12 protein-coding genes are annotated in these 12,631 nt (G+C 68.1%); 6 read left to right on the forward strand and 6 right to left on the reverse strand.

The genetic code is table 11. The features are described from left to right. A partial coding sequence (locus Q0W90_RS07160) for a lysophospholipid acyltransferase family protein (protein ID WP_297773803.1) occupies positions 1–698 on the forward strand: 698 nt, incomplete at its 5' end. Between the two features lie 11 nt (positions 699–709). Here Q0W90_RS07160 and Q0W90_RS07165 read toward each other — a convergent pair. Continuing rightward, entirely contained in the window at positions 710–2,134 is a 1,425-nt protein-coding gene (locus Q0W90_RS07165; RefSeq protein ID WP_297773805.1) for a wax ester/triacylglycerol synthase family O-acyltransferase, read from the reverse strand. A 280-nt stretch (positions 2,135–2,414) separates the two neighbouring features. Here Q0W90_RS07165 and Q0W90_RS07170 point away from each other — a divergent pair, with 280 nt between their 5' ends. Together Q0W90_RS07170 and Q0W90_RS07175 are read left to right on the forward strand one after the other, a co-directional pair. Then, positions 2,415–3,560, forward strand: coding sequence for a thiolase family protein (locus tag Q0W90_RS07170; RefSeq protein ID WP_297592217.1), 1,146 nt, complete (start codon positions 2,415–2,417; stop codon positions 3,558–3,560). Continuing rightward, the gene (locus Q0W90_RS07175) at positions 3,557–4,348 is read left to right on the forward strand and encodes a crotonase/enoyl-CoA hydratase family protein (protein ID WP_297773808.1); all 792 of its coding nucleotides are present in this window, start codon (positions 3,557–3,559) and stop codon (positions 4,346–4,348) included. The genes Q0W90_RS07170 and Q0W90_RS07175 overlap by 4 nt, the downstream gene beginning before the upstream one ends. Before the next feature lie 21 nt (positions 4,349–4,369). Here Q0W90_RS07175 and Q0W90_RS07180 read toward each other — a convergent pair whose 3' ends face one another. The 3 genes from Q0W90_RS07180 to Q0W90_RS07190 all read right to left on the reverse strand — a co-directional run bounded on the left by Q0W90_RS07180 (position 4,370) and on the right by Q0W90_RS07190 (position 7,090). Further along, complete coding sequence (locus tag Q0W90_RS07180; RefSeq protein ID WP_297592220.1) at positions 4,370–5,383, reverse strand: NAD(P)/FAD-dependent oxidoreductase; 1,014 nt, start codon at positions 5,381–5,383, stop codon at positions 4,370–4,372. A gap of 79 nt (positions 5,384–5,462) precedes the next feature. Further along, complete coding sequence (locus Q0W90_RS07185) at positions 5,463–5,963, reverse strand: isoprenylcysteine carboxyl methyltransferase family protein (RefSeq protein ID WP_297592222.1); 501 nt, start codon at positions 5,961–5,963, stop codon at positions 5,463–5,465. 20 nt (positions 5,964–5,983) lie between these two features. Further along, positions 5,984–7,090: a type III polyketide synthase gene (locus tag Q0W90_RS07190; protein WP_297592224.1), complete on the reverse strand. Its 1,107-nt coding sequence runs from the start codon at positions 7,088–7,090 to the stop codon at positions 5,984–5,986. Positions 7,091–7,271: 181 nt separating this feature from the next. Here Q0W90_RS07190 and Q0W90_RS07195 point away from each other — a divergent pair, with 181 nt between their 5' ends. Then, positions 7,272–8,420, forward strand: a complete 1,149-nt coding sequence (locus tag Q0W90_RS07195; protein WP_297773812.1) for an NAD(P)H-binding protein — start codon at positions 7,272–7,274, stop codon at positions 8,418–8,420. Then, positions 8,417–9,139: a type II CAAX endopeptidase family protein gene (locus Q0W90_RS07200; protein ID WP_297592228.1), complete on the forward strand. Its 723-nt coding sequence runs from the start codon at positions 8,417–8,419 to the stop codon at positions 9,137–9,139. Before Q0W90_RS07195 ends, Q0W90_RS07200 begins: the two co-directional genes overlap by 4 nt. Positions 9,140–9,141: 2 nt before the next feature. Here Q0W90_RS07200 and Q0W90_RS07205 read toward each other — a convergent pair whose 3' ends face one another. Then, positions 9,142–10,509, reverse strand: coding sequence for a DUF2867 domain-containing protein (locus Q0W90_RS07205; protein ID WP_297592230.1), 1,368 nt, complete (start codon positions 10,507–10,509; stop codon positions 9,142–9,144). A gap of 94 nt (positions 10,510–10,603) precedes the next feature. Next, the gene (locus Q0W90_RS07210) at positions 10,604–11,416 is read right to left on the reverse strand and encodes an enoyl-CoA hydratase (protein WP_297592232.1); all 813 of its coding nucleotides are present in this window, start codon (positions 11,414–11,416) and stop codon (positions 10,604–10,606) included. 120 nt (positions 11,417–11,536) lie between these two features. On the opposite strand from Q0W90_RS07210, the gene Q0W90_RS07215 reads away from it, so the two are divergent. Further along, positions 11,537–12,619 carry a CaiB/BaiF CoA-transferase family protein gene (locus Q0W90_RS07215; RefSeq protein WP_297773816.1) on the forward strand — a complete coding sequence of 361 codons (1,083 nt, stop codon included), beginning with the start codon at positions 11,537–11,539 and terminating at the stop codon, positions 12,617–12,619. Positions 12,620–12,631 lie beyond the last annotated feature (12 nt).

A 12,631-nucleotide genomic window follows, 5' to 3' on the forward strand; every position in this document is an offset into this window, starting at 1 on the left:
AAGTGCGTGGGCTTGAGGCCTTACCGCCCGATGGCGCTGCGCTGGTTGTCGCCAACCACTCCGGCGGTATGCTCACGCCCGACGTGCTGATCTTCGCCGCGGCCTTCTACCGCAGATTCGGCTATGGGCGCCCGCTGTACACGCTCGGTCACGACGGGATGTTCGTCGGTCCGATGTCGGGATGGTTGGCCCGTCTGGGGGTCATCCGCGCCAGCTCGAAAAACACCGCGCAGGCACTGCGGTCCGGCGGCGTGGTGCTGGTGTTCCCCGGCGGGATCTACGACGCCTACCGACCGACGTTGGCGGAGAACGTCATTGATTTCAACGGCCGCACCGGATACATCAGGTCGGCGATCGACGCCGGTGTGCCGATCGTGCCGGTCGTCTCCATCGGTGGGCAGGAAAGCCAGCTGTTCCTCACGCGCGGCACGTGGCTGGCGAAACGCCTGGGCCTGTCGCGATGGCGGTCTGAAATTCTGCCCATCACCGTGGGTTTTCCGTTCGGGCTCAGCATGATCATGCCGCCCAACCTGCCGTTGCCCACCAAGATCGTCAGCGAAGTCCTGGAACCGATCGATGTCGTCACCCAGTCCGACGACACGCGTGCCGTCACCGACATCGACGCACACGTCCGCTCGGTCATGCAGGCAGCCCTCGACGGGCTGGCTCGCGAGCGGCACTTTCCCATCCTGGGATGAGGCCTTGGCTCTCATGGCTTGAGCGTGACCGGAGGCATCGCGGTGGCAACTTTCTCTGGCTCACCGGAAAGCCCTGCAGCGGTGCTGATCTCGGCGAATGCTCGGACCATGGCGTCGGTCACCTCATGTGGATTTTCAACGGTTCGGTCGTCGGCGATGACTGAAATGTTGAGTTGGTCGACGTAACTCCACACCGTGATATTGATACCGCACGCGGCGATCAGCGGACCGGCCGAGTAGATCTCGCTGACCGGAGCACCCGCGAGATGACGGCGGGTGGGCGGCCCCGCCACGTTGGAAATCGGGATGTTGAACAAGTTGTTGCCGGCATCCCGGCGGGCCAGCCAGTTGAATGCGCCGGCGGCGGCGAACGGCGGTAAGTAGGTGATCAACCTGCCGTACAGCTCCGGCCCAAACAGCTCGTTGTTTTCCTTGGCGATGACCGTCGCCACGGCAGTCAGTCGCACCCGCTCCAGCGGATCACCGATGTGTGTGGGCAGCGACACCGCCATGCCGCCGAGCTCGTTGCCGCTGATCCGGTTCGGCGAACGGTCCGTGCTCGCCGGCACGGAAGCGACGATGGGCCGGTCCGCACTACCGTCATAGCGCAACAACAACTCCCGCAACGCACCTGCGGCCATCGCCATCACCATGTCGTTGATGGTGACCCCCAGGTGCTTGCCGACCTGCTTCACCTGCGCCAGCGACAGTGTCGCGGTCGCGAACGTCCGCCTGGGGGAGACCAGGTGGTTCATGAACGTCGCCGGTGCGTGCAGCAACCGGGCAAGGTCGGGCTGCTCACCACGTTCGCGGGCCCGCCGCCGCAACCGCCGTGCGCCGGAAAGCGTATCGGTGATCACCTTCGGCAGCGCGGCGACCTGCTGCGCGTGGTCGCGCCCGGCGGCGCGCAGCAGGTCGGCCGTCGACGGCGATACACAACCGGTGTCGTTGTCGCGTTTGTCCTGGGTCGCGCTGTCGGCGTCCATGAGCCGGGTCAGCAGGTTCGCTGACGCGACGCCATCGGCCAACGCATGGTGGATCTTGCCGATGATGGCCAGCCGGTGATCGGCCATTCCTTCGGCGACATGGAACTCCCACAAGGGTCGACTTCGATCCAGCGGCGTGCTGGCGATATCGCCGACCACCTCGTCGAGCTCGCGGCGACCGCCGGGAGCGGGCACCTGAACTCGGCGCAGATGGTAGGCAAGGTCGATATCGCAGTTCTGCAACCACATCGGATGGTGCAGTCGCCACGGGATGTCAACGAGCTTGTAGCGCAACGGGTCGAGCAGATGCAGTCTGCGCAGCAGGGTGCGGCGAAAGACGTCGAAGCAGAAGTCGGCGTCGTAGACGATCGCGATCTTCAGGGTGTGCGTGTGCAGGTTCGGCGCCTCGCTGTACAGCAGCATCGCGTCCATGCCGTTGAGCCGCTTCACGCTCCGCCTCATCTGTCCGATGGCCCGCGACACACCCAGCGTGTACCCGAACAGGTGACGTGTGAATGAGGCGGTCTTGGGCCATTATGGCGACATCCGAAGGGTCCAAGTGAACAAATTTCTGGTTTGGCCCGAAGTGCGTTTGCGTCCGCGGGCGGCGCCGAGGGCGGGCTCCGTACGCCCCGGGGCACCCCGGGCTTCGCCCTCCCAACCCCTTGGTTGACAATCGAGGCAAGACTCAACTCGTTTTCGAAGTCCACGTGTCAAAGGAGACAAGACCATGGCTGAAGCCGTCATCGTCGAGGCAGTGCGTTCACCGATCGGGAAGCGCAACGGCGGACTGTCCGGGGTACACCCGGCGGATCTCTCCGCGCAGGTGCTCAACGGCCTGGTCGACAGGGCCGGCGTCGACCCCGGCATCGTCGACGACGTCATCTGGGGCTGCGTCATGCAGGCCGGGGAGCAGGCCCTCGACATCGGCCGCACCGCACTGCTGACCGCGGGCTGGCCCGAGACCGTGCCGGGCGTGACCGTCGACCGCCAGTGCGGGTCGAGCCAGCAGTCCATCCACTTCGCGGCCGCCGGGGTGATCGCCGGGCACTACGACGTCGTCGTCGCCGGCGGTGTCGAGTCGATGTCGCGCACCCCGATGGGGGCGTCGCTGGCCAACGGCGGCAACCCGTACCCGAAGGGTTTCAAGGACCGGTACCGCCAGACGCCGAATCAGGGCATCGGTGCCGAGATGATCGCCGAGCAGTGGGGGCTCGACCGCACCGCGCTCGACGAATTCTCGCTGGGCTCGCACGAAAAGGCCGCGGCCGCACAGGATTCCGGTGCGTTCGACGACCAGATCGTCGGCATCAAGGACCAAGACGGCAATATGGTGCTGAAAGACGAGGGCATCCGCCGCGGCACGCCGATGGAGAAGATGGCCTCGCTGAAGCCGGCGTTCAAGGAGGACGGCGTGATCCACGCCGGCAACTCGTCGCAGATCTCCGACGGTTCGGCGGCGCTGCTGTTCATGTCGGCCGAGAAGGCCAAGGAGCTCGGGCTCAAGCCGATCGCCAAGGTGCACACCGCATCGCTGGCCGGCGCCGACCCGGTGATCATGCTGACCGCGCCCATCCCGGCGACGCAAAAGGCGCTCAAGAAGTCCGGCCTGTCCATCGACGACATCGGCGCGTACGAGGTCAACGAGGCGTTCGCGCCGGTTCCGCTGGCCTGGCTCAAGGACATCGGCGCCGACGAAAAGAAGCTGAACCCCAACGGCGGCGCGATCGCCCTGGGCCACCCGCTCGGGGGATCCGGCGCCCGGATCATGACCACCCTGCTGTATCACATGCGGGACAAGGGAATTCGCTACGGTCTGCAGACCATGTGCGAGGGTGGCGGCCAGGCCAACGCCACCATCGTGGAACTGTTGTGATCCAGGCGCCGGGGGCCCTGGCCGAGCGCCGGGGCAACGTGATGGTGATAACCATCAACCGGCCGGAGGCCCGCAACGCGGTCAACGCCGCGGTCAGCATCGGCGTCGGGGATGCGCTGGAAGCTGCGCAACACGATCCCGAGGTGCGGGCGGTGGTGCTCACCGGCGCAGGCGACAAGTCGTTCTGCGCCGGGGCCGACCTGAAGGCGATCGCGCGGCGGGAAAACCTGTATCACCCCGACCATCCCGAGTGGGGCTTCGCCGGATACGTCCATCACTTCATCGACAAGCCCACGATCGCGGCGGTGAACGGGACCGCGCTGGGCGGCGGCACCGAGCTGGCGCTGGCCAGTGACCTGGTGGTGGCCGACGAGCGGGCTCAGTTCGGGCTCCCCGAGGTCAAGCGGGGCCTGATCGCCGCCGCCGGCGGCGTTTTCCGCATCGCGCAGCAGCTGCCCCGCAAGGTGGCGATGCGGCTGCTGCTGACCGGCGAGCCGCTCACCGCGGCCGCGGCCTGCGAATGGGGACTGATCAACGAGGTCGCCGCGGCGGACTCGGTGCTGGACGCCGCGCTGGCGCTGGCCGCACGGGTCACCGTCAACGCGCCCCTGTCGGTGCAGGCCAGCAAGCGGGTCGCCTATGGCGTCGACGACGGGGTGGTCGTCGACGACGAGCCGGGGTGGGAACGCACCGTGCGCGAGATGCGGGTCCTGATCAAGTCCGAGGACGCCAAGGAGGGGCCGTTGGCGTTCGCCGAGAAGCGGGAGCCGGTCTGGAAGGCGCGCTAAGGCCTCGCATTCTCGCCCGCGTCAGTGCGCCAGGATGTTCACCCCGCGGCCGAACACCGCCGGAAGCAGCGTGCAGGCCGGCACGACGGCGCGCCGCACCAGGGGCGGCGTGCTGGCCAGCACCAGCGCGCGGGTGAGCAACCGGTAGTCGCGGGTGATCCGGTACCACGCCTTCTCGTAGGACGACGGCGTCTCGTCGACGATGGCGTCCACCACCGCGGCGGCTTGCTTGAGGGCGAGGCTGATGCCCTCGCCGGTCAGCGCATCCTCGTAACCGGCGGCGTCGCCGACCAGCAGGACACGCCCCGCGACGCGCCGGGACACCACCTGCCGCAAGGGGCCGCAGCCGCGGGGGTGTCCGGGGCCGGTGCCGTGCAGCTGGCGGGCCAGCCGCGGGAACCAGGCCAGATCGGGTCGCCCGCGAGACAGGATCGCCACGCCCACCAGATCGGGCTCGACCGGCGTCACGTACGCCTCGCCCCAGCGCGACCAGTGCACCTCGACGAAATCGGTCCACGCCGGCACCCGGAAGTGCCACCGCACGCCGTAGCGCCGCGGCGTTCCCGTCGTCGCCGCGATGCCGACGGCCCGCCGGACCTGTGAATGCAGCCCATCGGCGGCCACCAACCATTTCGCGCGCACCCCGGCGGCCGAGACACCGTGCGCGTCTTGCGCGACGCTGGTCACCCGCGCGCGGATCCAGTCGGTGTCTTGCTCTTTGGCTCGCGCGGCCAGCGCCGCGTGCAACGTCGTGCGACGCACGCCGCGGCCCGGCCCGGCCCGAAACCGCGCCTGGGCCCGCCGTTGTTCGCTCACGTAGGCGATCCCGTGGAACGGCATGCCGGCCGGGTCAACACCCAGTGCGGTCAGTTCGGCCAGCCCGCCGGGCATCAGCCCCTCGCCGCATGCCTTGTCGATGGGGCCCTCGCGCGGCTCGGCCACGATCACCGAAAGGCCAAGGCGTCGAGCGTGTAACGCCGTGGCAAGCCCGCCCGGGCCGCCGCCGACGATCAGCACGTCCGCGTCGTAGGACATGAGCGCCGCTCCTCTCCCCCGCAAGCGGGAGGTGCCCCCACATCGCTCTGTTGCTCTGCATCGTCGTCAGCGCGGTCGCTCACGTGTAGCCCAACGCGGAGTTCTCCACCCGCAGCCGCACCCTGAGCAACGCGGCGTTGGCGAGCGTGAAAATGGCCGCGGTCAGCCACGCCGTGTGCACCAACGGCAACGCCAACCCTTCAGCCACCACTGCAACATAGTTCGGATGGTGCAACCAACGGTAGGGACCCTGCCGCACCAGCGGGGCCCGCGGCAGCACGATCACCCGGGTGTTCCAGCGCCGCCCCAGCGTCGTGATGCACCACCAGCGCAACCCCTGGCTGGCCGCCACCATCGCCAGCATCGGCCAGCCCAGCCAAGGAATGAAGGGCCGGTGCAGCACCCACGGTTCGACGAGGCAGCCGAGGAGCAGCGCGGTGTGAATGACCACCATCACCGGATAGTGCGATCGGCCAAACTCTTTGGCGCCCTGGGTAAACGACCATCGCGCGTTTCGGGTGGACACCACCAGCTCAACGACGCGCTCGAGCCCGACGGCCAGCACCAGCAGGTAATACATGGCTACAGTCTTTACCAGCCCTACCAGGCCAGCAGCACCAGCTCGGAGCAAAACGCCGGGCCCATCGCGATCATCAGGCCGATCGAACCCGGCGGCGGCGGATCGGCGATGTTGGCCGCAAGCACGTCGAGCACCGAGACCGAGGACAGGTTTCCATTCTCGCGCAACGAGTTTCGCGTGTGGTCGAGGGCGTCCGCGGGCAGGTCCAAGACGTGCTCGACGGCCTCGATCACGCGGGGGCCGCCCGGGTGGCAGACCCAGGTGCTCACGTCGCGCGGGCTCAAACCGTGGTCGGCGAGGAATTCGCGGACATCGTCGCCCAAATATTTCTCGGCGATGATGGCGACGTCGGCCGACAGCACGATGCGGAATCCGTCGCCACCGATCTTCCAGCCCATGACGTCTTCGGTGTCGGGATAGATCCGGCTGCGGGTGGCCAGCACCCGGGGGCCGGTGTGTTCGGCGCCGGCACGCTGGGCGCCTTCGGTGATCACCGCGGCCGCGCCGTCGCCGAAAAGGCTGGTGGCGACCAGGTTGGCGACCGAAGTGTCTTGCCGCTGGATGGTCAGCGAGCACAGTTCAACCGCGAGCAGCGCCGCCGTGTGGTCGGGGAAGGCGCGCAGGTAGTCGTGCATGCGCGCCACTCCGGCCGCACCTGCCACACAGCCCAGCCCGAACAGCGGGACGCGTTTGACGTCCGGCCGCAGCCCGACCCGCGTCGCCAAGCGCGCCTCCAGGGTCGGAACGGCGAGCCCGGTGACCGTCGTCGAAAACACGATGTCGAGCTCCGACGGCTTGACTTTGGCCTCGTCCAGGGCCGCCACCAGCGCCTGCTCGCCCAGGTCGAGCGCGACGTCGAGATAGGCGGCGTTGGCCTCGCTGAATCCGCTCAGCTCGCGGTAGCGGGGCAGCCGCAATGCGGTGTTGCGGAACTCGACGCCGCTGCTGAGCCCGAAACGCCGGAAGTCCGGACCGGCGATGTCGGTCAGCGCGCGGATGGCTTCGTCCTGCGTGTAGCGGTTTGGCGGGAACTTCACCGCCACGCCGGTGATGGACGGATTATTCACCGCGCTGTCTTGTGAAGCTTCACTCGTGCCGGCGAAATCGCGGCTTACCCCCTGGCTCATGTATGGGTGACGGGTCCGCCGCCCCGTTGGTTCAACCGCCCGTGAGCGCGCTGGGTGGGTTGCTCGACCTCGGCCGTTCGGGCGAAGGTCGCGCCGCCGCGAAAATTCGGGCCCGATATCGCGGTGGTCGTTACGTATGCGTCGCGGACCACGCGCCGGCTCGTCGGGCTAGGGTCGGGGTATGCGGGTTCTGGTCACCGGTGCCACCGGCTACGTGGGATCTCGATTGGTCACGGTGCTACTGGAAAACCAGCACCGCGTCCTGGCCGGGACTCGAAACCCGGCGCGTCTCAAGCGTTTCGGCTGGTTCGACGACATCACACCGGTGACGCTCGACGCGTGCGACCCGCAGTCGGTGCGCTCGGCGTTCGCCGGCTCAGACCCCATTGACGTGGTGTATTACCTGGTGCACGCCATCGGTCAGCCCGGTTTCCGCGACGCCGACAAGGCCGCGGCCGCCAACGTCGCTGCGGCGGCCCGGGACGCCGGGGTGCGGCGGATCGTCTACCTGGGCGGCTTCGTGCCCGCCGACGAGGCGCTATCCGAGCACTTGACCAGCCGGGCCGAGGTGGCCGAGGCGCTCACCGTCCCCGACGGCCCGGAGCTGGTGTGGCTGGGCGCGGCGATGATCATCGGCGCCGGCTCGACGTCGTTCGAGATGATGCGCTACGTGGGAGATCGCTTCCCGCTCCTCCCGGTACCGAGCTGGATGGACAACCCGATCGACCCGATCTCCATCCGCGACGTCCTGCACTATCTGATCGCCGCGGCCGATCAGGACCTGGTGCCCGCAGGCGCGTACGACATCTCCGGCCCCGACACCACGTCCTACCGGCGGCTACTCAAGGCCTATGCGCGCATCTCCGGACGATGGCATGCCGGCTTGTCGGTCGGCAGGGTCGACACCGGGCTGGCGTCGCTGATCACCGGCGTCGCATTGCCGGTGCCGCCGGGCCTGGCCGGCGACCTGGTCGAGTCGCTGGACCACCCGATGGTGGCATCGATCAGCGACCTGCGCGACCGGGTACCCGATCTGCCCGGGGGATTGCTCGACATCGATGACGCCATCGCCCTGGCCGTGGCCGACCGGTCGAATCAGCGGCCGCGTCCCGTCAACGCCCTGGCCGACCCGCACCACCTCGCGAACACCGATGCCGCCTGGGCCGGTGGAGACGCGCGGCGCCTCAGGCAACTCGCCCAGCGCGTCACACCCGCCATCGTGCGGCCGGCCCTGGGACTGGTGAACAAGGTCCCCGGTCCGGTTGCCGGCGCGCTTCGCACCGGCCTCGACATCCTGATCGCCCTGACCCCGAAGGTGCGTCCCGCATGAGCCAGTCAACGACCCCCTACCGCACCAGCGTCTTCGCCGAGTTGCGTCGCGCGGTCACCAATGTTGCTGTGCCACAGAACGAGCCACCGTCCGTTGTGCGGCGCCGGCGGGTCGTCGTCGCGATCACGCTGGTGGTCGGCGCCGCGGTGCTCGGGTACTCGTTGCGGCGCCATCCGGGGGAGGCCAGCTTCTACTGGCTGACCCTGGCGCTCGCGGCGGTGTGGATCGCCGGCGCGCTGATCTCCGGTCCGCTGCACCTGGGTGGCATCTGCTGGCGAGGCCGTAACCAACGGCCGGTCATCTCGGGGGCGACCGTCGGCCTGGCCCTCGGCGGCATTTTCGTGCTTGGTGGGCTGATCGCTCGGGAGATCCCCATTGTTTCGGATCTGATCGTCCGGGTGCTGCAATTCGCTCACGGGGGATGGTTCGCGTTTATCGTGCTCATCACCGTTGTGAACGGCGTCGCCGAGGAATTATTTTTTCGCGGCGCCTTCTACACAGCGTTGGGGCGACATTACCCGGTGACCATTTCGACCATTGTGTATGTCGCTGCCACCTTGGCCAGCGGGAATTTGATGCTGGGGTTCGCCGCGATCATCCTCGGCACCGTATGTGCGCTGGAAAGGCGAGCCAGTGGCGGGGTGCTGGCACCGGTACTCACCCATTTCGTATGGGGGTTGATCATGGTGCTGGTGCTGCCCCCGCTGTTCGGGGTCTGACCTCAGCCCTGAGCCGAGGCGACGATGTCGCGCGCGAGGGCGCGCAGTGCGGCGGTACGCAGGGGCCACACCGCGAACCAGTACAACCTGCCTAGGGTGCCGCTCGGAAAAAAGATCGCCCGTTGCAGGTAATCGCTGCCGCCGCCGTCGTGTGGTGTAACGGTGATCTCGAGCCACGCCCGTCCCGGTGAGCGCGTCTGGATACGCAGCCGCAGCCTGGACCCGGGCTCGTGCTCCTCCACGCTGCAGCGCTTGAGCATCCGGGGTCGCCTGCTGCCATTGACGGCATTTTCGGCCGCCCGCCAGACCTCGTCGGGTTTCGCCATGGTCGCGGTCCTCCGCACTTCGGCGTAGACGACCTCCCCCGCCCAAGGCGGATCACTGGGCAGTGGCTCCGCTGGTTGCGTGCGCAGCGAGGACCAGCTGGCACCAGGGAGACCATGCGCCGCGCGATTGAGCGCCAATTCAACTGCTCGACGGTAACTTGTCAGCCCGCCCGGCGGCGGGTCGATGATGCTGTCGACATCGGAATCACGCGTCACCGCATCGCATTCCAGCGATTCGACCAGCGGCCGCGCCAGGCCGGACGGAATCGGGGTCACCAGACCCACCCAGAGGCTGGCGATCGCCGGGGTCAGAAACGGCAGCACGAACAGGTGGCGGCTGCTCAGTCCCGCGGCCTGGGCGTAGACCCGCATCATGTCGCCGTACTCCAACACGTCGGGGCCACCGATGTCCCAGGTGCGTGACTTCGGGACCGGGGCCTTCGAAAGAGAAGCCGCCGCGGCCAGGTAGTACAGCACGTCGCGCACCGCGATCGGCTGGATCCTGTTGTGCACCCACTTCGGCGTGGTCATCACCGGCAACCGGTCGGTGAGGTGCCGGATCATTTCGAACGACGCCGATCCCGAACCGATGACCACTCCGGCCTGCAACACCACGGTCTCGATGCCGGAGTCGATGAGCGCCTCGCCGACGGCTTTGCGTGACGCGAGATGCGGTGAGAGGTCGGTGTTTTCCGGATGCAGGCCACTCAGATACACCACCCGTCTCACCCCGGTGCGCCGCGCAGCCGTCACGACATTGCGGGCGGCGCGGGTCTCCTCGGCGGCGAAATCCTTCGAGGTTCCCATCGAGTGGACCAGGTAGTACACCACGTCGATTCCGTCGAACGCGGCGATCAGCGAATCGACGTCAGCGAGGTCGCCGCGCGCCACCTCCGCCTGGTCCCGCCATGGCACCTGCGCCAGCTTGTCGGGGTTGCGCGCCAAGGCCCGGACGTGATGGCCCTCGTCCAACAGTCGGGGCACCAGGCGCGCGCCGATGTAGCCGGTCGCGCCGGTCACCAGGCAGCGCAGCTGTTCAGACATCAATCCTCCGTTACCCGTCGACCATTGGGGTCTGACGAGGAGGATTACCGCATCGATGCGCGGTTAAGCGCCGCGCCGGTCAGCGCGACGACATTCAGCGGTCGGTGAAGTCCGGGGTGCGGCGCTGCTGAAAGGCCGTTGCGCCCTCGACGAAGTCGGGGGACTTCAGCAGCACCGACTGTCCGTCGAATTCACGCTGCAGGGCCGGATCCAACTCGGTGAGCGTGGCCCCGTTGATCGCCAGCTTGGTCTTGGCGAAGGCCACGGCCGGGCCACCCAACAACCGTGCGATCACCTTGTCCACCTCGGCCTCGAAGTCGTCGGCCGGATAGACCGCGGTGACCAGCCCCCAGGACAGCGCCTCGGCGGCCGGCAACCGTTCGGGAAGCAACGCCATCTGCATCGCGCGGATACGGCCGATCGCGGCCGCGATCAACGCCGACGCGCCGCCGTCGGGCATCAACCCGATCTTGGTGAAGGCGAGCATGAAAAACGCGCTCTCCGAAGCCAATACGACGTCGCAGGCCAGGGCGATGGAAACGCCGACCCCGGCCGCCGGGCCCTGAACGACCGCGACCACCGGGTGGGGCAGCGCGGCGATCGCGCGCACCAGCCGGTTGATCTCGAGGATGATCTCGTCCGGCGGGACCCCGCCGCCATCGGACACGTCGTCGGCGCTGATGCCCGCGCCGGAGCTGAAGCCGCGTCCGGCGCCGCCGAGCCGCACCACCTTGATCTCGGGGTCGGTGGCCGCGTATTCCATCGCATCGGCGATCCCGGTGATCACCGGAATGGTCAGCGAGTTCAGGCTGTCGGGCCGGTTGATGGTCACCGAGAACACGCCGCCGGACAGCGTGACGTCGAGGCCTGCGACTGGTGTGAGGGTGGCGATCGCGGATGAAGGCATGGGCTCACCATAAGTGACCGGGGTGCGCGGGCGACGGGGGCGGCTGCGAAGATGTCGAACGACCGGTTGTTTGAGCACGAGCGGTCAAGGGCGTCAGAGTGGACGAAAGGTCGGTGGATCATGGCTGGACCGTTGAAGGGACTGCGCGTCGTCGAGTTGGCCGGCATCGGGCCGGGCCCCCACGCCGCGATGATCCTGGGGGATCTGGGTGCCGATGTGGTGCGCGTCGATCGGCCGTCGGTGAATCCCGTTGGCGCCGTGAAGGACACCACCAACCGAAACCGGCGTATCGTGGCCGCCGACCTGAAATCCGACGAGGGCCGCAAGCTGTTGCTCGACCTCATCGCCAAGGCCGACGTGCTGATCGAGGGCTACCGGCCCGGCGTCACCGAGCGGCTCGGCCTCGGTCCCGAGGACTGCGCCAAGATCAACGACCGGCTCATCTACGCCCGGATGACGGGCTGGGGGCAGACCGGCCCGCGCAACCAGCAGGCCGGCCACGACATCAACTACATTTCGCTGAACGGCATCCTGCACTCCATCGGCCGGGTGAACGAACGCCCGGTGCCGCCGCTGAACCTGGCCGGCGACTTCGGTGGCGGCTCGATGTTCCTGCTCGTCGGCATCCTCGCCGCGCTGTGGGAGCGCCAGAGCTCCGGCAAGGGGCAGGTGGTGGACGCGGCCATGGTCGACGGGTCTAGCGTGCTGGCCCAGATGATATGGCAGTTCCGTGCGTCGGGCATGTGGACCGACGAGCGCGGCACCAACATGCTCGACGGCGGTGCGCCCTACTACGACACCTACGAGTGCGCCGACGGGCGCTACGTCGCGGTGGGTGCCATCGAGCCGCAGTTCTACGCGGCGATGCTGGCCGGGCTCGGCCTGGACGGCGCCGACCTGCCCGACCAGAACGACGCATCCCGCTGGCCGGAGCTGCGGGCGGCGCTGACCGAGGCGTTCGCCGCCCGTGACCGCGACCACTGGGCCAAGGTGTTCGCGCAGTCCGACGCGTGCGTCACCCCGGTGCTGGCGTTCGGCGAGGTGCAGACCGAGCCGCACAACACCGAGCGGGACACCTTCTACGAAGTCGACGGCAACCTGCAACCGCGGCCCGCGCCACGGTTCTCCCGCACCGCCAACGACCTGCCCCGCCCAGCGGTGTCGGTGCCCGACGGCCGGGACGTGCTGAAGGACTGGGTATAGTCCCGACCAACA

It is taken from the genome of Mycobacterium sp. (assembly GCF_025933915.1).
In the GTDB taxonomy this organism is placed as follows: domain Bacteria; phylum Actinomycetota; class Actinomycetes; order Mycobacteriales; family Mycobacteriaceae; genus Mycobacterium.